Raw genomic sequence first — 25,025 nt, forward strand, 5'->3', positions numbered from 1 at the left:
TCTCCATTCTTATGATAAAAATTTCTCATTTACTTCTCTTCTTTTATCATTCTATCCCTTGGAGTTAAGTCCATGTCAAGTTTTTTTACCGATTTGTGTTGCTTTCATTCTAACATAAATCAGGCTAAAATGGGAAACAGGCAAGATGAATCTGCAAGCAGCTTCACTTGTCATGAATAAAAACTGTCGCACCATCAGCTTGATATGCTCAACCGATAGTACGACAATCTTATTTTTCTATTTATCTCATTTCCTATTTACATCATTTTTATTCTTCCACTATAAGCACTGTTTTCTTTTTACGGAACCTTTTAATCGTAAGTACTCCCATTAAAAGAATGAGTAATGGGCATATAATGTTGATGCCAACAATCAGTTTATCTACAAATGTTGCCTTATCTTCAAATACACATCCTGGCATTGCACCATTCATTGCCTTGGAATTTACAACGGTATATAAAAGACGGTGCATGGATTCGCGTCCATAGTGGTAAGTTGCACTGCTATCCTTATCAAAATCAAATCGTGCAGATTCTTTTGCGTAAGTCAGTTTTGCGTCTGCTCCAGCCTCAATCATCTGATAGCCATCCATAAACACACCGGTATTGGCATTATCCGTTAATACCAGTCCATTAAATGCCCATTCATTTCGAAGTACGCCGGTAATCAGTGCATAAGAACCACCTGTCCATGTAGCCCCCACTCGGTTGAATGCCGTCATAACTGCCTGTGTAGCACGAATGGTTGTCGTAGCATTTTCATATGTTCCATCTTCATTTGTCTGAATATAATTTAAATCCACATTTCCATTTTTCATACACATTTCAAATGGCATTAGGTACAGTTCACGTGCTGACTGTTCATTTAACCATGTTGCTGCACCGTATTGTCCCATTCGGTCACCACGATGGTCTTCCTGATCGTTGAACGCGAAATGTTTGATATAGGTATACATTCCCTTGGAAGCAGCACCTTTTACTTCATTGGATGCCACTGTACCGGATAAGAAGCCATCTTCTGAATAATATTCTCCATTACGTCCAGAGAATGGTGTACGGTGGATATTCATGGATGGGGCATACCAGCCATCAGCACCGCCAAGGATTGCCTCATTACCAATCATTTCTCCATAAGCAGATGCAAGTTCCTGGTTCCATGTCTGTGCCAGTGTCATCATATTAGGGAACATTGCTCCGGTTCCGCCATAAATCAACCCAGAGGCTGTATCTGCATCTACGCAGAAAGGCATATTTACTGACTCGATAAAATCAATACCATATCCAGACTGTGCAATTGCTTCATAATATTCTTCTGCTGTCAGCTGATCTAACAAATCATCCCATTTTGGATCATCATAGTTCAAACCACGCATATCAATCAGTGAAAGCCCATTGTCTGCTCCGTATACAATCTCATCACTAAAACTGTTCGGGTCGATATCCGTACCAGAATCAAAAGAGTCTAACTGAGCAATCAGTTCTTCACTGGCTAATTTTCCATAGGTATAAGACACACCATCTTCTCCATTGATTTCATTTCCCCATGTACTGATATCACCCATCGGTTCGCCGTCATGTGCCGGGAATGTTCCTGTCCAGTCATTTCTGGTCATATAAGTCACATCACCTGCTGCATCATCAAATAAATTGGTAATTTCATTCCCACTGTAAGAATCTGTTGCATAGGTTGCTGTATCGACATCTGTGTTTGATGGCTCATAAGTCGATACCATATCTGTATTTCCCGTCGCTGTCATCGCACCCGTATTGGCACTTTTGGCTGTTAGGATATTGTTCACTGCATCATGCGCATTTGCTGCTGCAGTAATATAATAGGTACCCGCATCTAAGATATAAGTCTTGGCATTGTTTGCATCATATGCTTTTAACTGTTCCTGGTCAAATGTAACAGTAACGGTTTCTGTTGAGCCAGGCTCTAATTCAGAGGTCTTTGTATAGCCAACCAATTCAACGGAAGCTTTTTCTACTCCGTTTGCCTTATCATAGTCTGTGTATGGACTCTGTGCATAGATTTCTACTACATCCTTACCAGCCACATCACCAGTATTGGTAACATCCACTGTCACAGTACAAACCGTCCCATCCCAGCTTGTCGTCTGATTGCTCCAATCAAATGAAGTATAGGAAAGTCCATATCCAAATGGATATGTCACTTCACTGGCATAATCATATTCTCCGGCATTTCCTTGACCCAATACAACATCTTCGTAGCGGGTTTCATAATATTTATAACCTACGTAAATGCCTTCTGCATAAGATACATAATTGTACTTTGTGGCACTGCCGTCTTCCTTGTAGTAAGCATAATCACCAAAGTTCTGTGCTGCCGGTGATGCAAGAGCATCTGCTGCAAATGTATCCACCGTACGTCCAGACGGATTTACCGTACCCGTTATCACATCTGCAAGTGCCAACATGCCGTCTGGCGCATAAATAACTGATGTAATATTCGGATAATCTGCAAGCCAATCAAGCTCTAATGCTGCATTAGAATTTACAACCAGAATAACGTTTTCAAAATTATTATTTAAGTACTGTAATACTTCCAGTTCAGTAGAATCTGGCTCTAAGTAACTCTTTGCCTTATCTTCTGTATTGTCTGCATGGTTGTACATCGAACGTGGCATATCACGGCCTTCACCTGCTACCCTCTTTAGAACATAAACCGGAATTGTACCTTTCACACTGTCTAATACGGAAGCGTCTTCTTCCAGTGCTGATAATGGGACTTCATTGATGCTAAAATCTTCAGCATCTCCAAAACTAATGGAACCGCTTGCCAGACCATATCCTGATTTTGCCTGCTTGCTGTAGAAATCCCATAACTTATCATTTACCTTCATACCATCTGCTTCTACCGTATCTTTAAGATTGCTTCCGCCACCCAAAAGACCTCCGCCAACAGAAAGCGTATTACTGTTCACACTGAAAAAACTCAGCGTCTCATCCTTCGAAATTGGAAGCGCATTGTTATCATTCTTTAAAAGAACAAGCCCCTCTTCCGAAATCTGATTTTTCAACGCATCCTCTGCTTTTGCAATTGAATCTTTGGTATAATCAGACTTATTGTATTCCAAATCAAATCCATCTGTCTTTGCACCAGAATTATCGATATGTTTGAAAGATGCACCTACCATGCCCCCTGCAATCATATCCACCATTCGGTTATTCGATGCAAGAATCGTATTGGCTGCAATCATAATAACGACAAGTACCAGACATAAAATCCCTGAGCCAGTCGTACGTATTATTTTTCCCACCATACCTTTCTTTTTCACTTTTTTCTCCTTTTTCATAAACGAAAACCCTCCTTTTTCTCTCTTTAAAGCTTTATAATCAAAATATATCACATTTTATGAAACATCTTTCAAAACTGCATAAACTGTCATATTCATGTCGTAGACAACAAAAAAAAGACCTTTTTTCAAAGATCTTTTTCCTCTGGTTCAGGTATTGTCATTCGAAATATAAATACCTGGTGATCCGTTTTTATGTTAATAAACCCATGATACTTTTGAGCTAGCCATGCCATGCTCTTCATCCCAAATCCATGATAATTTACATCTTCCTTGGATGTGAGCGGAAAGCCATCCTGTAGTTTTATTTCTCCCTGGTAAGGGTTTTCAACCTGTAAGATAATCAATCCTGCCTTCTTCTGCAGTGTAAGTGTAATTCCCCGCATTTCTTCTGGCAGGTTCAAAACTCCTTCCATTGCGTTATCGATGGCATTTCCAAAAAGAGAATACAAATCCACCGGATCCATAAATGAAATACTTTCCCCATCTGCAATGCAGGATAAGGTAATTCCTTTCTGCTGGCATAAAAGCCCTTTCTCTGTAAGGGTGGTATCCAGTATTTCATTACCTGTATTTATGAATGAGTCGTAAATCATAACTGCATCTTCGATTGAATCAATTGCTCTTTGTTGTTTTTCCAGATTCTGAATATTCCTTAGTGCTGCAATCTGATGTTTCAAATCATGACATTTCATATTAATCACATCAATGGTTTCTTTTGACATTTCATAATGAGATTTATATTTCATCCAGACCTGCTGCTGCAAAGATAATTCCTGTTGTAAATTTTGTTCTTTCTGTTGTTTCACCTGACTATACAATACGAAATAGCAGGCAAATAACGCATATACCGCATGAATCGGTTCAAACCCATAAATTGTAGCAAAGACACTCATACAGATAACCAGAAATGCAACTGCAATCATCAGGCCCACTGACTGTAGTGCCGTTGCCGAATAATGCTGATTCTGAATAATTTTTCTGGCAAAAATAAAATATGCCGTTAGATATACCAAAATATGTATTAGAAAATAGGCCGGCTGTCCAGGATTGGAAATAACAGCCTCTTTGTATTCTTGTCCCTGACATACACCAAAAATATAATTGCTAAGAATACGAATACAATATGCCATATGTTCTGTCAGATAAGCGCATGTAACGCAATAAATCAATTCCCTAGCCCGAACCTGATACAAAATCAGTACCGGCATTGCAATAAGAACTGCAACTATCCATAGGATAATTATATTATTTCCGCTTGACCCATACATTCTCTCCATTTCCATATGTGTATTTCCATAATTCCAGATCCAGCTTTGTACAGCTAAAGTAAGAAGCAGATATACTATAATAATTCTCAGTAATTTTTTCCTGAAATTATCCTTCTTTTCCAGTCCAATACAATACACGATAATAGCTCCCAATAATTCCAATGGGAAATATATCAATGTTGTCATCGATAATCACCTCCCAGATAATCGGAAAACTGTTGCAAAAAACCAGCTTTTTTCGTTCTTGTAATGGAAAGCTCTGTATCTGCCAAATATACTGTATCTTTCGTCACTTGTTTCACATGTTTTAGATTAACCAGATAGGCGTTACTGCATCTGGCAAAAGGAAGATTGGATAACTCTTTTTCTATCTCTTGCATGGTGCCACGCATTTTATAAGTATGCGCCTTTGTTACAATATGGAGGTAATGATTTTGTACTTCAATATAACGAATATCATCTGTGGATACCTTATCCATTCTTTGCCCCTTGAACAATACAAGGAAACGACTTTCTCTCTTTTTCACACTATTTAGAGCTTTTTTCATCTTCAGGGCAAATTGTCCATAGCTGATAGGCTTTAATACAAAGTCGAGGGCATCCACTTCATACCCTTTGATGGCATACTGCATAAGAGAAGTAATAAAAATAATCACCACATCGTTATCTCTCTTACGTATTTCCCGTGCCGTCTCTATCCCATTTTTATTCTTCATTTTGATGTCCAAAAAGATGATGCTCCACTGGTTGTTTCCATTTTCATACGCTTCTACGATTTCATCTCCATCACTAAAAACCTGTGGCCGAATTACGGTATCATACTCCTGTTCAAAATCTGTCAGATATTTTATCATCTGTTCCTGATAAGAGCGTTCATCTTCTACAATTGCAATTCGCATAATATCCCCTTTTTATGATTCATTATGATTTCGATTCTATTTTACGGTTACTAATTCCAATTATATCAAAATCTTTGCAGAACATCTATATAACGCAGTGACAAAATACAAAAAAAATGATATTATTATATCATAAAAAAGATATGAAAGGAGTACCCAATATGATTATTAAACCATCAGCATCATTGCGCAATGATTATTTGTCTATATCCAATCTTGCCAGAGATACAAAAGAACCTATTTACATCACCAAAAATGGTGAAGGTGACGGCGTATTTATGAATCTGGAAGCTTTCGAAAAAAGAGAGCAGATTTTACAGCTGCGGGCAAAAGTATTACAAGCTGAACAGGAGCGATTAGACGGCGCTAAGACACGAAGTATTGCAGAGGCAAGAAAGGAGCTAAGAGAGCGATACCATGAAGAAATATAAAATACAACTATTGCCCACCGCATGGGAAGATTTGAAAAGCATTGAAGATTATTATGCCGTTCAATTTAATGTAGAAACCGCATTAAAAGTCAGTGACCATATATTAGATGCCATCGAACGCTTGGAAACCTTCCCAACCTCGGGCTCTTTAACTCCGGACTCATGGTTAAACAGCATGGGCTATCGAATGATTATAATCGAAAAATATGTCGCTATTCATAAACAGATAGGCGATTTTATCTTCATCTATCACATTGCAAATACAGATACCGAGTACACAAAGCTCTTCTACTAAATTCTCTGTTCCAATTTTCTATTCTCCATTCTTCCATTACCTCGCCATAATATCCAAAAAGCATAACTTCCGCTTCCCTCACTCTTCTGCCACAATCATACCATAAATTCTATTTCCGTAAAAGACTAGAGAATTATTTACTTCTTCCCAATTGGACTTACACCAGATGCCACCACACCTCCGTCACACAGAATATCCGTACCCGTCAGATATCCTGCACTCTCGCTGGCGCAGTAGGCAAACAGGCTGGCAATTTCGTCCACCTGTCCAAATCGTTTCAACGCACTGTGCTTTGTGAAAGTGTCAGCCTCTTCTTTCTCCAAATTACCCATCGGTGTTTCAAAATTTCCCGGAGAAACGGATAATACCCTTGCCCCTTTCATACCAAATCGCGCGGCGTCCTGCCCTGCAAACCAAATTACAAAATGCTTGGATATGCCATAAGCAACACCTGCCCGTACTTTTTTCGGAAAAATATTCACATGCTTCATCATCTTTTTCATAAAAAGCTCCGGATTTCGAATGCTGTATTTATATTTTTTCACCGGCATAACGATTTTGGGCGTCAGATAGGCGGACATGGAGGAAACATCAATCATACAGGAGTCCTTCTCCATCACATGAAAAAAGGCATTGTTGATATATATTGTTCCCAGTGCATTTGCTTCCATAATCTGCTGTGCTGTTCCCATATGCGGAGACATACCGGCCGCATGAATCACCGCCGCTATACGCCCCTTTTCTTTCGCATGATTCGCAAGTTTTTCTACACTATCATAATTCGATACATCACATGGGAAGGCTTCCACCTCAATCCCTTCTGCCTGTAGTTCATTTACGGCATTTTCAAGCTTATTGACACTTCTTCCGCATATAATAATATAATGATCTTTTCCCATTAATTTAGCGGTTGCAAACCCCATTCCGCTTCCGCCGCCGGTTATTACACAAACATCTTTCATCATCAATTCCTCCATATTTAATCATTGCATTTATTGTCCAAGCCCAAATCCTAATGTTCCGATGCGTTCATCACTTTATTGATCATCTTCATGGCAAAGTTTGAATTCGCCTTATACAGAAAATTCATGATATTGCAATCCTTTCCAATATAAAGACGGAGTTTTTTCTGTTCCATTGCTTTAATAATCAATTCAGCCGCTTTTGCAGGAGTCAGAACCATATTGGCTTTACTGCTGTCAGTCGTTACCTTCGATTCAATATTAGAATTCTTTTTAATATCTGTTGCTATTCCCCCCGGTATTACAACAGATACATTTACATTTGTCCCTTTCAGTTCCGATGAAAGCCCTTCTGTTAAAAGTTTTACCGCTGCCTTTGATGCCCCGTAAATACTTTGTCCCGGTACCGGTAAAAATCCGCCCATACTGGAAACATTTACGATATGTGCTTCCGGACGTTTTAATAAATATGGCAGAAATGCTTTTACCATGTAAAGCGTTCCGTAAAAATTAATGTCCATCACTCTGTCAATTCGGTCCATCTCCAGTTCATTCAGATGAATAAACGGCTGGATAATCCCCGCATTATTAATAATTCCATCCACACTGCCATGTTCTTCTTCCACCGTTTTTGCAAAGGCAAAAACCGACTCCCTATTAGAAATATCTACAACATACGTAAATAATCGCTTACTATTTCCAGCTCTCTTAACAGTCTCCTTTAATGCCTCTTCATTGATATCTGCTGCAAAAACCGTAGCACCTTTTTCAAGCAATTGTAAAACCAGCTCCCTTCCTACGCCATTTCCTCCACCTGTTACAACAATATTTTTTCCTTGTGCTTTCATACTATTTCTCCTCGTTATTGTTAATTTTTTAGAAAGTTATTTTTCAATCGTTCTCTGTATCATACTTCTTAAATATTTTAAATTGTTTCTATTTTGTTTGAGTTTTGTTAATTTGTTTTAAATCCATCACCTCTTGTTTGTTTTCTTTATTTTATTGTTAGAAGGTAACATATAGGTAAACTAAAAAATGGAACCAAGAAAGGTTTCCCTATCTTGATTCCACTTTATTTTCTTCTTCCATATGTTAGCGTTGAAAGGATGCTTCCTAGTTTGATGCTTTAAAATTATAAACTGGTTTCATCACATCAATGACATCTACGGTTTCTCTAATCACATCTATGATATCTGCAAGAGATTTATATGCCATCGGTGCCTCATCCAGTGTTGATTCATTTACTGATGTCGTGTAAACACCTGCCATTGTTGCTTTATAAGCTTCCATGCTCAATTTTTCTTTAGCACTTTTGCGAGACATTAATCTTCCCGCTCCATGTGGAGCGGAATAATTCCATTCGGGATTTCCTTTTCCTATTGCCAATACACTTCCATCTCTCATATTAATCGGAATGAGTACCCTTTCTCCATTGTGGGCGGCAATTGCACCCTTTCGCAAAATCATTTCCTCTGTATCGATATAATTATGAATGGTGTGAAATCCTTCCATTCCCTTCATCCCGGTTCTTTCCAGAATAACTTCAGCTATTTTTTCACGGTTTTTGCGAGCAAATCTCTGGCAGATTTCCACATCATGAAGATAGTCTTCCAAATAAGTTCCATATAGGAAGCAAAGGTCTTCCGGCGTAGTTGTGACTCTTGCAGTCCATGCGATTTCTTTCAGCGCCGCCTGTATCTCTTTTCTGTGTCCTGCTGCCTTATACTGTTGTATAATGGCATCTCTCTCCTGAAAATAGGTTTCTTTTCCCTTATCAAGGTCGATTGCAAGCTGTTGATAGATTTCTGCCACCTGCTTTCCCAGATTTCGGCTGCCCGTATGGATAACCAGATAATTTGTTCCATCCTCTGCGCAATCAACCTCGATAAAATGATTTCCTCCTCCAAGAGTGCCAAGGCTTCTCTCAAGCCTCTTGGTATCTCGTAGGCTTCTGTAACAGCGAAGCTCTGTCAAATCAAATTTCTCTTGCCGCCCTTCCCACACATTCTTACCGGAAGGCACAAAGTGAGCTGCTTCATCTAGCCTCGCAAAATCAATATCGCCTTTTCCAAGATTGACGGTGTACATGCCGCAGCCGATATCAACGCCTACAATATTAGGCACTGCTTTGTCCAAAACAGTCATTGTTGTACCGATGGTACAGCCTTTTCCTGCATGTACATCCGGCATCACTCTTATCTTGCTGCCTTTTGTAAACTCATAATCACACATTCTACGTATCTGCTCAATCGCCTCGTCCTCCACTACTTTGGCATAGCAGACGGCTGTGTTTATCTTTCCTTTTATTTCAAACATTTTTTATAACCTCCTTTGGTATAAACTTTTTATTATTTCACAAGTCTCACCGTAAAAGTACTCCCACACTCCAATTCACTTGTAACCAAAATACTGCCTGAGCACAATGCCACGATACGCGCCACAATCGACAATCCCAGACCGTAACCTCTTGTCGCATGGGAAGCATCTCCTTGATAATATTTTTCAAATATATGCTTCTTCGTCTCTTCATCCATCCCGATACCGCTGTCTGCAATATTAACACAAATCTCCTTTGGCGTCTCCTCAATAGAAATTGTAATCTCTCCACGCTCGGGTGTAAACTTGATGGCATTGTTAATCAAATTCATCCACACCTGCTGCAAAAGTTCGGGATTTCCGTAATAGTTCACGCTTGGCAAATCCATATCAAGCACAATCTGCTTTTTTTCAAGTTCTCGAAAGAGGACAATCGCACATTTTTTCAATTGCTCATCTAGAGCAAATTCCTTTTTATCCGTCACAACCTGCTGCGCATCCAGCTTAGACAATAGCAGTGTGTTCTGGGAAAGCTCTGCAAGCCGTGCTGACTCCTCGGCAATAATTTGAAGATAGAGCTTTTGCTCTTCCTCGCTTATTTTCGTTTCCAAAAGTAATTCTGCGAAGCCTTGGATTGAGGTAATTGGCGTCTTAAATTCGTGTGAAAAATCGTTTACAAAATTCTGCATTTCCGTTCTTGTATTTTTTAGTTCCTTCACCATCTTATTAAAATTCCGGTAAATAACCTCGTATTCCCCCGCATGCTCAAATTCCAATTCTACATCAAGATTTCCTTCCGCAACCTCGGTAATTCCTATCAGTATTTTTTCCATTCTTGCTCTCAGAGTCTGGATAATTTTATATATGGCAAAGCCGATTGCAATCCCCATAACCGGTATCATACCTAGCATAGAAATGGAGTTTTCCCGATCCATATGAAAGGTAAGCGTCGTCACAAGCCCGAACGCCATCACGGAGCTGATTATTATAATAATATAAAACCACACTGCCCAGCCGATTACACCTATTTTCTTCGCTTCCTTTTTTCTTCTCATAAGGACTCTTCGCTTTCCCGCAGCTCTGCCTTATAGCCAAGACCACGCACCGTAATGATTTCAAACTCTCTGCAGTTCTCAAACTTATTGCGCAGGCGGTTGATATGAGTTTTTATCGTATTTTCATCGCTCTCGGTATCATATCCCCATATTTCATCCAGCAATTGTCCTTTTGTGAAAATCATGCCGGGATAGGAAAGAAATTTGTAAAGCAGGTCAAATTCTTTTTTTGCCAGCTCGATTTCCTCCTCCCCTGCCCGTACCTTATAGGTGGAAGCATCCAAAACCACATTTCCGACAGATATTTTATTTTCGCTGGCAATATTGGAGCGCCGAAGCAATGCCTTTATCCGCCACAAAAGCTCCTCATAGTCGATGGGTTTTGTCATATAATCATCAGTTCCCGAGGCAAAGCCTGTCTTCTTATCATCAAAAGAATGCATTGCCGTCAGCATAATAACGGGAATTGCGTTTCCCACTTCTCTCAACACTTTTACAAGATCATAACCATTGAGTCTTGGCATCTGTATATCGGCAATGATTAAGTCAATATGCTTGTGGTCAAGTATCTCCAACGCCTTTTCTCCGTCCTCTGCCTCCTCTACCTTATAGTAGGGCTTCAATCTGGCACTTGTCAAAAGCCTTGTATTTTTATCATCTTCTACAATCAATAAGGTTGCCATTATCCAAACCTCTCCTTTGGTTTTCATATTCTTTGATGAAAAGCAGTCATGTTAATCCTATTATACACGCAATCGAAAGTCACGTAATCAAAATTCTGCTTTTGTTATCAAATTTAGTTTAGGATGGGGATGTAAACTAAAGGTAAACATGAAATTTGTAAAATAATTTTAGAGTTTACCCTCAGTTTATTTTTAGGCAGTATTTTTATACGTGTAAATTGATACATGACAAACATATTCGCCGCCTATTAAGGTGTAGCTAAGAAAGGAGATTTTATATGAGTAATTTACAAGAGGCAATTAAAAATCGTTTAGAGACCGGATTCAAAAACTGGAATGGAGGCTATGACGGCTGGCTTGAATGGTGCAACACCTTATATGAGCCTGATGCCCACTACAATGTATACGGACAGAGATGGACACTCCAGCAGTATAAAGACGCAATGGGACAGCTCTTCCAAGTATTTGATATGGATCTTGGCAATTTCGAAAACATGATCATCAACGAGGACTGGTGTGCAATCCGTTATAATGTTATCGTGACAAACAAGAAGACCGGCGAAAAGATTGAACAGCAGACAATGGAATTTGTACATTTCAAGGATAATCCTGAACCGATAGGTGCCAGAGTTATCGAGGGCTGGGCACTTTCCGACAAACAACTTCACCTCAGCTAAAACTTACGATACAAACAACATTACCCCTCAACATTTATTTCGACACTATACCAGACAAGGAGAAGCCTCTTAGCGCTTCTCCTTGTTTTTATTCATAATAAGTAAAACTAATCAATAAAATTTGTCATAACATATTCTTCATATTGTGGCAGAGCAACACCATTTTTTCTGCCGGCTTCGATGCATTTGAGCAGCCATGCCATATTTTCACCTAAAGTTCTCATTGTCTGCATACCCTCTTCATCCTTTCTCACGTCCTCCGGTGTAAAGCCATGTACCTGATTCCAGTACTGGGAAGAGACAATCGGCATACTGCTGATTGTGAAATATTTATTGAGCTGGTCAAAAGCGGCTGTCGCTCCGCCCCTTCGACAGGCTACAACGGCTGCGCCCAGCTTTCCTGCCATAAGACCGCCGCCACTGTAAAACAGCCTATCCAAAAATGAGGTAATCTGTCCGCTTGCCGCTGCATAATGCACAGGTGAGCCGACGATGATTGCGTCAATGCTGTCCAGTTCTGCCAGCACCTTGTTAACTTGGTCATCGAATACGCATTTTCCTGCTTCATCGCAATACCCACAGGCAATGCAGCCGGAAAGCGCACTTTTCCCTAAATATAGTATTTCTGTCTCTATATTGTGCTTGTGAAGGGTTTCTGTGATTTCCGAAAGAGCGGTGTAGGTACAGCCGTGCTCATGCGGACTTCCGTTGATTAACAATACTTTCATTGTAAATCCTCCTTATTTTTTGTGATACTATTATTATAGTTTAAATTAGGGAGGAAGAAAATATATACTTTTTTGTAATATAGTGGTCTTTTTCTGATGTAGTGTCTTTTTATATACTAATAGGATTAAGGTGTCAACATTACTTTGTGACACCTTAATCCTATCCGTTAGTTTTTCTTCTTTACCGGATAGCAAACCTCTGTTACCAACTCATCCGGATTTTGTGTCTGAGCCGGACTTACATGGTAAATGCAAAACATTGCACCGTTAAACTCATAATCATTATCACTGATCCAGTTTGCAATCGTATGGTTAACCGCCGTCAGCTGCTCATAGCTGCCCTTATAGGTTGCGGAAGCGACCTCTACGGCAGGCGCGTTCTTAAATACTACATTTTCCGTATCCTTGTAGCTTCCTTTCACCCCAAGCTGTATTTCCACATCCGCATCATTTTCCTTGTAGCCTTCATCATGGAAAACGGCAAGGCTATAGCAGTTATCCGCCATCTGTAAGTTCATCGCAGAGGTTTCCGTCATCAAAATGTTCCACAGCATTCCCTCTTGGTCATATGTCGTAATTACCTTTCTCACACTTGCTACATATCTCTCCGGTATTGTTTTTAATATCACATTATAATCCATAGCGTTTTCGTCCTTTCTCAGCCTTTCGATGGCTGTTTCAAGAAGCAGCAGACGGCGCTTTGCCTCCTCAACCTCCTCTTTCACTTCGGACTGCTTAACTGTCAAGAACTCTGCCAACGCCTGCGGTTCATCATAGTTTTTCAATATTTCTGAAATCGCGGCAAGCCCGAATCCCATCGCTTTGAGCGCATTGATTCTTCCGGCAACAGGCAGTTGGTCCTCGCTGTAATAGCGGTAACCTGTAAAATGGTCTGTGCTTATCGGCACAAGGAGTCCTATCTCGTCATAATGGCGAAGCATTCGTATACTAATTCTTGAAAGTTTTGAAAAATCTCCTATTTTCAACATATTTTTTTCCTCACATATATGTGTTTTTTGAGCTCAGTTATAGTATAGAGTATACCACTATGTCAGAGTCAATAGATTATAAAAAGAATCAACTTACTCTTTTAGCTTTTCTATCATTTCATCTCTCGTCATATAATTATCCCAAGAATATCCATCCACTGCACGGGAAGAATCAAATACTTCGTTCAAAGCACTCTTATATTCTTTTTCTGATTGTTTCTGTCCGTTCCATTCATATACATAAATCGGATTACCTGCCGAATCAAAAGTCAAGTTACTGTTATCTTCTGCTCCATAATAGCCTGCTGCCACTTGAACCATCTCTCCGTCTACAAGACTGTACACCAAATCATAGTAGTAATCCATATTTCCTTCTGAATTACATAACAGGTTTTCTTTTTGAATATAAGAAAAGTAAAGTCTGTTTAACTGATACTTGTGAACCTCTCCATTATAATAATATACAATCCTGCTTCCTGCCGCCTCAGAGTTTCCAATTTCTACAATCTCCGGAATATCATCCTCATCAAGATAGATGAAATCATAACCGTCAACTCCCTCGTCTGAGAGATTCACAGACTGCAGATAATCTATATAGGCATTCTTCCATGAGTCATCTGCGGTATTGGCTCCAAGAAAACCTAGGACTGACTTTACTGTTATTTCATTCAAAGCAGAATTCGTTTCTTCTGACAGCTCTTTTTTCAGTGTAAAGCTTCCCGATGCACTTCCCTCATAAATTCTTGCTTCTGAATATCCGCTTCCAACCTCCGCACCAGATGCGGGCGAATAACTGCAAATCACAATAATATCCTCGTAGCCGTCTCCATTGTAGTCGGGAAAGGATACCGCCTCTACCTGATTGAAAATCTTGTTTGTTCTGATATTATTCTGGTACATTCCATCCAGAATTTGCAAAGCCGCACTATCATCAATTTTTCCAATCGTAAAAACTGCATCTGCCAGAGGATTCTCCTCTGTTACAGGCTCGTAAGAGGAAAACTGCACCTCGCCAAGAGGCTTTAATGATACCTGAAAAGTCTGGTCTGTAATCAGATTACCTAAAACCAGACTTTCAGGCGCTTGTTCCTGCGGCTCCCCTTGAACCTCCTTCGTTTCCTCTGACTGCTCCTCATAAGCCTCCCCGGCTTCTTCTTCGGTTCCCACTTTTTCGTCGTTATTTGCCGTCTCTTTGCCACATGCAGATAAGCTGACTGCTATGCAAAGTGCAATAAAAAATGCAAATGTCTTGATTTTCATAAATCTCTCCCGCCTTTATTAACCTTACATATTTTTTAAAAAAATCATATTATTGACTGTTATTTGGGCTTTCCACCAATTCTTGCTCAATTCCCATTCCTTCTCATATCCGTTCCAAGACCAAGTGACATCAAAGCTGCCATTTGGTTGTTGGGTTTTGATAATAAAATTGCATTCAAATTTTGCAATCTCCTTATTATCAGCGTAAAAAACCGACTCTCTCGAATTAAAAAATTGTGAAGGCTTACATGCATAAGTGTTTTCCCAAAGTGCCGTATCTCTTGTAATTGATTCATTCACCAGCTTACAAAGCAGTTTTTCCAAGGCAGATGTCTCAAACTCTTTTTCCAGCCCTGCCTGCACGATATAATGGTGCATTTGGATAAAATTCGCAACCACATGCATGTCCTTCGGATTTACAATGTCTATTAAATCAGAAATCGCCCGCTTAGCGATTTTCACCGCTTTATCAAATATCTTCTCGCTGCGGTTCGCATATAGGAGCATAAATCCTGCCAGTGTTGCTGTCGGATTATATTGATCAAAAAATGCATTCTCTTTGCTGTCACTCCACCAAGGTGAATGAGGATAATCCCACCACGGGGCATGCGGGTAATCATTATTACTTGGAATGACCGTAGTCCATTCTTCTCCGTTGAAGGTATCTGTATTGGTCAGATAATCAACAATGGACTTTATGATTGGTTCGTCTTTGCTCAAACCGCCGATTTCACGGATAATTTCCGTTGCAGCCCAAGTCTGTATAGGCGATGAGTTTGGATTCATACAATCCGGTTCCAGCCCATATCCAAAGCCACCATCCTCATTCTGGTATGCCTTTACATATCGAAGCACCTCTTCCTTGCTTCCGTCTTCAAAGTGATAATTCCACCTTGCCAAGTCTAATGGTCTGGCATTTTGATAAATGTACTTTTTTGCTTTTTGAAATGCTGCTTCTTTATTCATTATAAATCCTCCACTTTTCTCAGTCCATCCTTATTTAGTTCATAAACCGTCGTACATACTTCCCTAATATACTTTCTGTCATGAGAAATACTGATAATTGCACCGTTATATTCTTTTAACACCTCGCGGATTACCGGATTAGAAAGCGGTGAAAAATTTCTCGTCGGCTCATCCAAAATCAGGACATTGCTGCCCTCCATGCTCATTTTCAAAAGCAGGAGCTTTGCCTTCTGCCCGCCGGACAGCTCCTCTATTTTGTGCATCATCTCATCTTCCGTATATTTCATGCTTCCCAAATAGGTGCGTATCCGCGTTATCTCTTCCCTGTCTCCGGTGTTTGTTAAAAATTCTACCGGTGAAAGATTTAAATCCAGCAGTTCTTCATAATTTTGAGGCATGTAGGACACTTTAATATCCTGCCGCGCCGACAGCTCCTTTGCAATGGCTCTGATAAGCGTTGTTTTTCCCACTCCATTTTTGCCGATGAGGCATATTTTTTCAGGCCCGCGTATATTCAGCTCAATATTTTCAGCAAGCTTTGTTTCACCAATTTCAAGCTCCCTTATGCTTAAATTTAAAATATTTTTATCGTTTGGCACAGAGATATCTTTGCTGAACTTAACGAAAATATTCTGCTCCGTCTCCGGTATCTCGGTCATATTTTGTGCTTCTCTGTCAAAACGCTTTTCCATCGATTTTACAGCCTTCATTTTCTTTTTGAGAAGCTGCCCGCTGTGTGGGTCTTGGCGGGTTATAACATTTTGTTGATGCTCCACCTTTTGCTGTATCTGCCGAAATTTTTCCTGCTGCTTCTCGTATTCGCTTCGTTCTTTTCTCGCCACCTGCTCCTGGTGTGTAAACTTGGAAAGTCTCTCCTCCACATACCTTCTGTAAGGCATTTTTGCTATGGTATGCCTCGGTGTCGTCTTTCTTTTTATCTGCTCCAAATGTATCACAAGATTTGCAGTATTTTCTATCAAGGTTTCATCGTGTGAAACAAAAAGCACCGGTATTTGACTTGCATTTATAAATTTCTCAAGCCATTCCAGAGTATCTATATCAATGTCGTTGGAAGGCTCATCAAGAAGCAGCACATTTGGCTTCTCCATCATAATTTTTATCAACTGCAGCTTGACCTTTTGCCCTCCCGACAGTTGACCGACAAGCTGTTCTGAATACAGCAACTCCAAATCTACCCCAAGCGGAAATACAATATCGGATAGCTCCTTCGGTGTCATTTCATAAAATTCAGGCACCTCAGAGCAAAATTCCAGTATACTTTTCTGCTTGTCCTCTACCGAAATCTCCTGTGATAAATAGCCGATTTTCACATCATTTTTTATAATCTGCCCTGTGAATTCCATATAGTTTTCCACAAGACCTTCCTCATAAATCAGCTTCAAAAGGGTGGACTTTCCGTTTCCCTCCTCCCCGATGATAACCGCTTTGTCACCATCGTTTAGTACAAAAGAAAAATTATTAAGAATTGTTCTCAAATCTTTATTGTGCGTGATTGTAAGGTTTTTTATTTGTAACATATCGTCAGCTCCCTTCGTAATATTATCTAGCAAAGAATGTGCCAAGGCACATTCCCCGCGCCGAATGCAGTCACATAGTGACATCTTCCACTTGCATTCGTGCGCATAATATAAAAAAATCTACTTTCAGAGAACCCGAAAATAGACTTTAACGCAAAGAAACCCGATATGAAGAATCAAGGTGTTGGTTAAATAATCTATTCACGGTAACAGAAGCAAGCCTGTATGCCAGACCTCTGAAAAACTTCTCTTTTATTACCAGAAATAGACTATTTAATCATCTTTTCACCCTTTCTTGTGTTCTTTTCCTCATCATAGCATAGGAAAAACATAAAAGCAAGAAAATAAACCGCAGAAAAATTCTCTGCGGTTTATTCCATTCGCGCTCAATCTCCCTCTGCTCCTAATTCCTTCTGTGAGCTGCCTTTTTCCTTCGGTCTCGCAATAATCAGTATATGAGTCGTCACTGCAATTCCGATACAAGGCAGAAGAATTGCTGCCCACATGGAATGGATGTACACAATAGAGATGATAAGCATAATCCATAGAAAGCTCAGGCTTTTTATGACCGTTATGGTACTAAGCCCTTTTCTTTCCTTATAATTTGTAATATATTCTCCAAACAATTTACTCTTTTTTAACCAGTCAGTCAGCTTTTTGTTGCTAGAAAAGCACGCCGCCGCAACAAGTACAAACGGTGTTGTAGGCAGCACCGGCAAAAATAAGCCAATCCCTCCGATTAGTAAGAACATAAAACCAATTGCAATAAGAATTTTATTTTTTATTTCCATTATTTTAGTGTCGCTTGAATAAGCCCATTATTGTCCAGCTTCGCCAGTTCCTTCACTTTCTCAATATCAAGACCCATCGCCGCCGTAATCCTCTCTCCATATTCTGTATCCGCTAAGTAGCAGTGGGTGGCATGACGATATTTTACATTGTCCGTGACAGATGCAATATCATCAGCAGTATTTTCAATTAACAGTTTTTTCTTATCCTCCGTCATCAAGCGGTAAAGCTCTCCTCCCGCACGGAAGTTGTCATCCGTTGGGTCATCCTTCGGATCAAAGCGATACATCGCACCTTCAATATCAAGCGGTGGCTCTGCCACGTCAGGCTGCGGTGACCAATAGCCGTCACTGTTCGGTGAATATGCAGGTATTCCTCCGTAGTTTCCATCAACACGCATGGCGCCGTCACGGTGATATTCATTTACCTCGCATTTTGCACGGTTGACCGGTATGTGATTGTGGTTGACTCCAAGACGATAGCGCTGTGCATCGCCGTAGGCAAACAATCTTCCCTGTAAAAATTTATCTGGCGAAAATCCGATTCCTGGAACAACATGAGCCGGTGTAAATGCGGATTGCTCCACCTCCGCAAAATAATTTTCCGGATTGCGGTTAAGCTCCAATACACCTACCTCAATAAGAGGAAATTCCTTGTGACGCCAAATCTTCGTGATATCAAACGGATTTTCATAATGATTCTTCGCCTGCTCCTCCGTCATAATTTGCACATACATCGTCCATTTCGGATAATTTCCCCGCTCAATCGACTCAAATAGGTCTCTTCCATGGCTTTCTCTGTCCTTGCCGCAAATTTCCGCTGCCTCTGCATTGGTCAGATTCTTAATTCCCTGCTGCGTGTGGAAGTGGAATTTACACCAGACACGCTCATTTTTATCATTGTAGAAGGAGAAGGTGTGCTCACCAAAGAAATGCATATTGCGAAACGTCGCCGGTATTCCTCTGTCTGACATAACAATCGTTCTCTGATGGAATGTCTCAGGCAGCAAGGTCCAAAAATCCCAGTTATTTTGTGCCGAGCGCATACCGGTTCTCGGGTCACGCTTTACAGCACGGTTTAAGTCTGAGAAATTATGTACATCGCGGATAAAAAAGGTAGGCGTATTGTTTCCTACTAAATCCCAATTGCCTTCCTCCGTATAAAATTTCACTGCAACACCTCGTATATCACGCTCTGCATCTGCTGCTCCACGCTCCCCTGCAACCGTAGAAAAACGAAGAAATAAATCGGTCTTTGTTCCCGGCTGAAGCACTTTGGCTTTTGTATACTTCGATATGTCTCCTGTGACGGTCAGATTTCCGTAGGCTCCCCAGCCCTTTGCATGCATACGGCGCTCCGGTATGACCTCTCTGTTAAAATGAGCCATTTTTTCCAGTAACCAGACATCTTGCATTGCGACAGGCCCTCTCGGTCCGGCTGTTATGGAATTCTCATTATCCGGTATCGGTGCGCCCACTTCATTTGTCAGTTTCTTGTTCTCGTCCATCCTAATACCTCCTTTTAAATCGTTGTGTTTACGGTATAAAATAGTATATTTATATGTATCACAGCGTTATAAATTTGCTGATTTCATATCAGATAAGCGAAAAGCCCATAAGAACAATGGCTGCATACGCGCAGCTTTTTGGAAGCATAAGCATGCCAATCTTTGGATTGACACCGGAAAATAATACTACCGGTATATAACAGACAAAGCTGACCAGTATCGCAAGCCACATAAAAGAGAGGCTTCCTCCTCTGGTAACAGCTCCTACTATGTAGAGAAGCATAACAACTGCCCCAAGCAAAACAAACGGTATATTCCGGTATATCCCCCATTTCAGCGAAGGTGTCTTGCTTGTCCAGCCATTTTGCAGGAACAGGCACAAAAGGATACGCACAAATGCACATCCATAGGCAAAAGCATCAAGATAACGCCCCACCTCAAAACCATAATATTTCTTGCCAATTTCCCATAAAATCAGGTAAAACAGTGTCATTGTAATGGACGTGATAAATTTTCCTATTCCCAAAGAGACGGTGTGGTCCCTTGCACCTTTATCCGTCATTGTATAAATTCTTGGAATAAGATGACAAGAATCTCCCGCTCCTAATACAAATGCCATCACCGCATACTGAAATAGCAGACTTCCCTTTTCAGCATGCCGATACAGTACTCCTGCGGCTATAAACACCACCAAGAGATAGAGCACGTCAAATATAATTTCAACGCGCTTCATAATTTTTTTCCCCGTGCCGGTTTGTGCGGTCAGATTTTGCGCTTTGGATTCTTGGGAAACCATCCTTTTCTCACCCTTTCTCTCTGCTCTTTTAACTCAATAATTGACCAGATACAGGTACATCCAAAAATGCCCAATATGGAGGATATAATAATCTCCCGAATCAAGCAAGACGATACAATTGTTATTATTCCAATAATCAAAAATACAGGCCAGATTTTATCCGAGAAATAATACTCACATTTGATAACAATCGGGTGAAAAACCCCAATAATAATAAAAGCCGCGATGCCGATTATCAGTCCTGTAACGTGCATGTTCTCCCTCCGCTATCATATATTTTAATTTTTACAAACCCAATCATTATATCTTTTTTATATTCTAACAAATTAAGACATTGTCGTCAATCGTCTGCTTTATTGTTTTATGCTTTTTTTATGTCGAATAATATATATTTCGTTTTCTTATTGTTCAAAAATTCCACAGCTGGTAATTCCGCTTTTAATATCATAATAAAGCATAAGCGGTGCTTCCTCAAACTTATATATGCTTACCATATCGCTTAACTGCTCATATCCTTCTGGGAGTTCTCCCTTAATCCCATAGTCCTCAAGTAATTTTTTGTTATTGTTTATGACTTCCTCCGTCACATTATTGATAGCGGTATAAAAGATTCCGGTCTCCACTAAATCCTGAAAAATATGGCTTCCGTAAGATAATTCGGGCGCATATCCGGATTCTGTATAATCCATTTCCGCAATGGCACAAAAGCTTGATATTCCGGAGAACTTCACCGGTATCCCAAGTTCAGGTGAAGATGTTCCGATTCTTCCCGGCACCATAATCATTACATTGCTTTTTGTATTTTTATAAAAAGAGTTAATGGAAGTAATCAGATTCGCCACCTCCATTTTTTTGTTATATGGATACTCATAATATTTTTTTGCATCTACAACAGCAATCGCATCTATTTTCTTCAACTGGGTTGCTCCCAACGAAGAATTTGAATTCGTAAATAGTATTTTGTTTTCATCCATCTGGGGAATTTCTATGTTTTCCATGGAAGAAAATGTCTGCAACGGCCTGCACTGTAATAAACAGATGACATACTGTTTATTTTCATTGGAATTAACGGTATATTCTATATCCACAGGATAAGTATAAACACGATGCAACGTCGAAAGAATTTCATCCATATCAGATAAAAGCTGCTCATTCTGCACGTATCCTTGGCAGGTGCCAAAGCAGATTTGTCTGTTATTTCCCTGCTCTCTCAGCCTTCTTTCCAGCTCGTAGTCATGCTCTAGCACAAGTCTCTGATACCAGTATGGTGTGCATTCCATCATCTGGTCTACCGTTATCTCGGCAATCTTGTTCTGGCCTATGCTGATTACATCCATTTTTCTCTGGGAGAATTTGACTTTGTCATCCATGGATGTGATATAGGTGTGGGAAGGCTTGTCTAAATGCACGATTCGCGGATAGTCATTTTCTGTCCGGTCAACCGCTCTGGTTCCAAGTCCAAACACCATTCGCAGCATGCCTTTTTTCCCTTCCGTTTTCTTATCAATGGAATATAAATCCTGAGAATATCCAACTCCACCAATTGACGGGAAAAAGAATTCTCCATATATTGAGCCCGATACTCTCTGCACAAGGATAGACATCTGCTCTTCCAGCTGATCCAGTCCTCTTTTTCGTCGATATTCAAGTGCGGATGGATTTATAATACTGGCATATACGATTCTTATCGCTCTTTCGAGTTTTTCCAAACGTTCCTCAAGAGTTCCCTGATTCCCGCAGAAAACCGATTCATATTTTCCGGCAAATGCATTGCCAAAGCTATCCTCCAGCATACTGCTGGAGCGCACAATAATTGGTGCCTGCCCATAGTATTCAAGCATTCTTCTAAGCTGTGCACGGATATTTTCAGGAAAAACACCATTCCTTATTTTCCTGTCCAGCCGCTCTGCCACCTCATAATATCCGCTTTCATCTTTCTGCTTAATATGCAATTCCCACAGATTATTAAAAACCATATACGTATAAAATATATGATCTCCGATGTAATAGGAATCATGTGGCTCCAGTCTTTCAGACAGGTGTGGAAGTTCTTTTTCTACTATATTTCTTGACAGCAGCATTCCGCAGGCTTTTCCACCTATTTTCCCCGAACCAATCATACGTTTTTTGACTTGCAGATAATCATTGATACCAAAATAATCTGCAAGCATTGCTCTAATCTTATTATCTTTGGTCATCATCATTCTGCATAGATTATTCTGAATATCTTCCGTTCCCTCACTGTTTTTCAGTTCACTGCATGCTCGAAAATATCTTTCCCAGCTATCAAGATTCTGATCCGTGTTGCTTAACGACTGTTCCACAATGCGGTAAAACAAGGTAACGCTTACCGAATCAGTGAGGCTTCTGAATTCTTTTTCCTGTTTATCCGCCTTGTGAGGGAGAAACATAAAGGCAGAATACCGGTTCCAAACTTTAATAGGATGAAGATATATATTGTTTTCATCAGAATACACATCCAGAAACAACTGTGTTGTTTCCCTGATACGTGCGATTGTATCGAAAGAATGGCCACCTCTGATTAGCGGAAACAGTGCCACCGTATCCAGTTTAAACAGAAACGGGCAGGTCACACAGAAAAAATTACCCATCATCAAATCTGCCGCCCATGCTACCTGCAATTCGGATAAGCAGTCAAATACATAGAACGCTTCCCGACCCTCCTGCTCAATGATACGGTGCACTGATATTGTAAAATTCTCAAACCCTCCCCCCGGATCAAGGCTATATCTATGTGCATCTTTTTCCTCAACCAGCGGCTCATGTGTTGCAAAGCGAAAATATATCACTTTTCTTTTGTCCTTTATCGCCTGCGCTATAAATGGCTTTGTAAAAAAGCGAAATTCTTCTATATTGCTTACCTGCAGAACAACATTATCTCCTAGCCTGATGTTATCTAACAGCTTGTCCATGTCTGGCAGCCCTGACTGCACTTTATCGAATGCGCCCATAATCATACCTCCTGATTTCTGTATTGGTATAACATTTTCTTTATAAGGGGAGAACTATTATTTCTTGTTATTTTTATCATAACATAATTTTTTAAATTTATATATCAAAAACCTTGCTAAGACAGGCGTTTTTATAACACTAGTTTTTATTGCGTATATCCCGAACAACGTCTGCATGACCCACACGCTTCCGTTTTCGCTATCTGTGACTCTCTCCACAATCTGTCCGCAACAGGAGCCCAATTTTCTGCTGTCTCCACACATTTATCGGAAAATTCCTTAGCTGTTTCCAGATTTTGATAGTCTGTACTCTTCGCACCGCTTTTCTCAACGATAGCGGTAAGTCTGCCCGGATTATCCAGCACCGGACAAGGTCTTAGCATATTGTCATTCCACGGCTGATTATCATGGTATCCCATAAAGAGAGGGGACTGATACGCCTCCAGCAAGGTCTTTTCTCTTATATTCGAATCCGAGTAATGGATAAAGGCACACGGTTCAATATCTCCGTTTGCGTTGATATGTAAGTAACATCTGCCGCCCGCAATACATCCGCCGACATATTCTCCGTCATTCCAGAAATCTACTGTAAACAAAGGCTTTGTACTTCTGTACTCGCGGATTTTGTGGTACATCATCTCTCGCTGCTCTGCGGTTGCCATCAATTCCTTTACCGCACCCTTTCCAACCGGCATATAGGTGAAAAACCATGCAAACTTAGCTCCCATCTCAATCATCTGATCAAAATATTCCTCACTTCCAATCACCTCTGCATTGGCACTTGTATAACAGCAGGAAATTCCAAACGGCAGCTTCTTTTCTTTTAAAATGGTCATGGCATTTACAATCTTTTGATAGGTTCCGTCTCCACGCCTGGAATCCGTTGCCTCCTCAAAGCCCTCAATGCTGATTGCCGGAACAAAATTTTTCACTCGAAGCATCTCGTCTGCAAATGCCTCATCAATTAGCGTTCCGTTTGTAAAGGTTGAAAATACACAATCCGGGTGTTCCTCACAAAGTCGGATAATGTCTTTCTTTCGAACCATCGGCTCGCCTCCCGTAAACAAATATACATAAGTTCCAAGCTTCACGCCCTGCTTTACGACACTAGCCATCTCCTCATAGGTCAAATTCATATGGTTGCCATATTCTGCCGCCCAGCAGCCGGTACATTGCAGATTACAGGCACTTGTCGGGTCCATCAGAATTGCCCACGGCACGTTGCAGTTATATTTTTTCTTGTTTTCCATCTGTCTCTGGTAGCCAAGCAGACAGCCGTTGACGATAAAATTCTCAAATAGGCGATTCCTCACTCCGCTGTCGATATCCTTCCATAAACTCATAATCAGCTTATACCAATTGCTGTCCTTATTCTCCAATACCTGTCTGACTACACTTCTTTCCTTTTCCAGCGTATTTTTCATGTCGAACCGGTCAAACCAGTCGAGTAGCTTTGGCAGATTGGTCTCCGGGTCCTTATCCATATATGCCAATGCCTTTTTCACCGCAAATGCTTCCATACTTTCAATAATAGCCATATCTTTTGTCCTCATTCTTTCTTCTTATGTTTTTGTA

22 protein-coding genes are annotated in these 25,025 nt (G+C 40.3%); 3 read left to right on the forward strand and 19 right to left on the reverse strand.

From position 1 onward, the window contains the following. Window positions 1-268 precede the first annotated feature (268 nt). From CTY48_RS01985 to CTY48_RS01995, 3 genes are all read right to left on the reverse strand, one after another. Entirely contained in the window at window positions 269-3,316 is a 3,048-nt protein-coding gene (locus CTY48_RS01985) for a glycoside hydrolase family 3 N-terminal domain-containing protein (protein ID WP_099466843.1), read from the reverse strand. A 128-nt stretch (window positions 3,317-3,444) separates the two neighbouring features. Next, window positions 3,445-4,773, reverse strand: coding sequence for an ATP-binding protein (locus CTY48_RS01990; RefSeq protein ID WP_099466844.1), 1,329 nt, complete (start codon window positions 4,771-4,773; stop codon window positions 3,445-3,447). Continuing rightward, on the reverse strand, window positions 4,770-5,486 hold the full coding sequence (locus CTY48_RS01995) for a LytR/AlgR family response regulator transcription factor (RefSeq protein WP_099466845.1): 717 nt from the start codon (window positions 5,484-5,486) through the stop codon (window positions 4,770-4,772). Before CTY48_RS01995 ends, CTY48_RS01990 begins: the two co-directional genes overlap by 4 nt. Before the next feature lie 161 nt (window positions 5,487-5,647). Between CTY48_RS01995 and CTY48_RS02000 the strand changes: the two genes are divergently transcribed. Further along, the gene (locus tag CTY48_RS02000) at window positions 5,648-5,917 is read left to right on the forward strand and encodes a type II toxin-antitoxin system Phd/YefM family antitoxin (protein WP_099466846.1); all 270 of its coding nucleotides are present in this window, start codon (window positions 5,648-5,650) and stop codon (window positions 5,915-5,917) included. Continuing rightward, a complete protein-coding gene (locus tag CTY48_RS02005; protein WP_099466847.1) occupies window positions 5,904-6,212 on the forward strand; it encodes a type II toxin-antitoxin system RelE/ParE family toxin in 309 nt (102 codons plus the stop codon). Before CTY48_RS02000 ends, CTY48_RS02005 begins: the two co-directional genes overlap by 14 nt. A 137-nt stretch (window positions 6,213-6,349) precedes the next feature. Here the strand turns inward: CTY48_RS02005 and CTY48_RS02010 are convergent, their stop codons facing one another. From CTY48_RS02010 to CTY48_RS02030, 5 genes are all read right to left on the reverse strand, one after another. Continuing rightward, window positions 6,350-7,177, reverse strand: coding sequence for an SDR family oxidoreductase (locus CTY48_RS02010; protein WP_236354692.1), 828 nt, complete (start codon window positions 7,175-7,177; stop codon window positions 6,350-6,352). A 47-nt stretch (window positions 7,178-7,224) separates the two neighbouring features. Further along, complete coding sequence (locus CTY48_RS02015; protein WP_099466849.1) at window positions 7,225-8,022, reverse strand: SDR family NAD(P)-dependent oxidoreductase; 798 nt, start codon at window positions 8,020-8,022, stop codon at window positions 7,225-7,227. 265 nt (window positions 8,023-8,287) lie between these two features. Next, a complete protein-coding gene (locus CTY48_RS02020; protein WP_099466850.1) occupies window positions 8,288-9,490 on the reverse strand; it encodes an RtcB family protein in 1,203 nt (400 codons plus the stop codon). 32 nt (window positions 9,491-9,522) lie between these two features. Next, on the reverse strand, window positions 9,523-10,545 hold the full coding sequence (locus CTY48_RS02025; RefSeq protein WP_099466851.1) for a sensor histidine kinase: 1,023 nt from the start codon (window positions 10,543-10,545) through the stop codon (window positions 9,523-9,525). Next, window positions 10,542-11,228 (reverse strand): response regulator transcription factor, encoded by a 687-nt coding sequence (locus CTY48_RS02030; RefSeq protein WP_099466852.1) that lies wholly within the window; start codon window positions 11,226-11,228, stop codon window positions 10,542-10,544. Before CTY48_RS02030 ends, CTY48_RS02025 begins: the two co-directional genes overlap by 4 nt. A 278-nt stretch (window positions 11,229-11,506) precedes the next feature. Between CTY48_RS02030 and CTY48_RS02035 the strand changes: the two genes are divergently transcribed. Next, window positions 11,507-11,905, forward strand: coding sequence for a nuclear transport factor 2 family protein (locus CTY48_RS02035; RefSeq protein WP_099466853.1), 399 nt, complete (start codon window positions 11,507-11,509; stop codon window positions 11,903-11,905). A 107-nt stretch (window positions 11,906-12,012) separates the two neighbouring features. On the opposite strand, the gene CTY48_RS02040 is transcribed toward CTY48_RS02035, so the two are convergent. The 11 genes from CTY48_RS02040 to CTY48_RS02090 form a co-directional block, all read right to left on the reverse strand. Then, the gene (locus CTY48_RS02040) at window positions 12,013-12,633 is read right to left on the reverse strand and encodes a flavodoxin family protein (protein ID WP_099466854.1); all 621 of its coding nucleotides are present in this window, start codon (window positions 12,631-12,633) and stop codon (window positions 12,013-12,015) included. 167 nt (window positions 12,634-12,800) lie between these two features. Then, window positions 12,801-13,622: a MerR family transcriptional regulator gene (locus tag CTY48_RS02045; protein WP_099466855.1), complete on the reverse strand. Its 822-nt coding sequence runs from the start codon at window positions 13,620-13,622 to the stop codon at window positions 12,801-12,803. 93 nt (window positions 13,623-13,715) lie between these two features. After that, a complete protein-coding gene (locus CTY48_RS02050) occupies window positions 13,716-14,882 on the reverse strand; it encodes a hypothetical protein (RefSeq protein WP_099466856.1) in 1,167 nt (388 codons plus the stop codon). Between the two features lie 24 nt (window positions 14,883-14,906). Then, window positions 14,907-15,848, reverse strand: coding sequence for a hypothetical protein (locus CTY48_RS02055; protein WP_099466857.1), 942 nt, complete (start codon window positions 15,846-15,848; stop codon window positions 14,907-14,909). Then, on the reverse strand, window positions 15,848-17,386 hold the full coding sequence (locus CTY48_RS02060) for an ABC-F family ATP-binding cassette domain-containing protein (protein WP_099466858.1): 1,539 nt from the start codon (window positions 17,384-17,386) through the stop codon (window positions 15,848-15,850). Before CTY48_RS02060 ends, CTY48_RS02055 begins: the two co-directional genes overlap by 1 nt. Before the next feature lie 386 nt (window positions 17,387-17,772). After that, window positions 17,773-18,177 carry a YbaN family protein gene (locus tag CTY48_RS02065; RefSeq protein ID WP_099466859.1) on the reverse strand — a complete coding sequence of 135 codons (405 nt, stop codon included), beginning with the start codon at window positions 18,175-18,177 and terminating at the stop codon, window positions 17,773-17,775. Next, window positions 18,177-19,682 carry a catalase gene (locus CTY48_RS02070; protein ID WP_099466860.1) on the reverse strand — a complete coding sequence of 502 codons (1,506 nt, stop codon included), beginning with the start codon at window positions 19,680-19,682 and terminating at the stop codon, window positions 18,177-18,179. The genes CTY48_RS02065 and CTY48_RS02070 overlap by 1 nt, the downstream gene beginning before the upstream one ends. Window positions 19,683-19,770: 88 nt before the next feature. Then, window positions 19,771-20,415 carry a hypothetical protein gene (locus tag CTY48_RS02075; protein ID WP_143452681.1) on the reverse strand — a complete coding sequence of 215 codons (645 nt, stop codon included), beginning with the start codon at window positions 20,413-20,415 and terminating at the stop codon, window positions 19,771-19,773. Window positions 20,416-20,444: 29 nt separating this feature from the next. Then, entirely contained in the window at window positions 20,445-20,732 is a 288-nt protein-coding gene (locus tag CTY48_RS02080) for a DUF4491 family protein (protein ID WP_099466862.1), read from the reverse strand. Window positions 20,733-20,879: 147 nt separating this feature from the next. Next, window positions 20,880-23,450: a PEP/pyruvate-binding domain-containing protein gene (locus CTY48_RS02085; protein WP_099466863.1), complete on the reverse strand. Its 2,571-nt coding sequence runs from the start codon at window positions 23,448-23,450 to the stop codon at window positions 20,880-20,882. 146 nt (window positions 23,451-23,596) lie between these two features. After that, window positions 23,597-24,988, reverse strand: coding sequence for a radical SAM protein (locus CTY48_RS02090; RefSeq protein WP_099466864.1), 1,392 nt, complete (start codon window positions 24,986-24,988; stop codon window positions 23,597-23,599). Window positions 24,989-25,025: the final 37 nt, after the last annotated feature.

Origin of the sequence: Konateibacter massiliensis, assembly GCF_900184995.1 — a bacterium.
In the GTDB taxonomy this organism is placed as follows: domain Bacteria; phylum Bacillota; class Clostridia; order Lachnospirales; family Lachnospiraceae; genus Lachnotalea; species Lachnotalea massiliensis.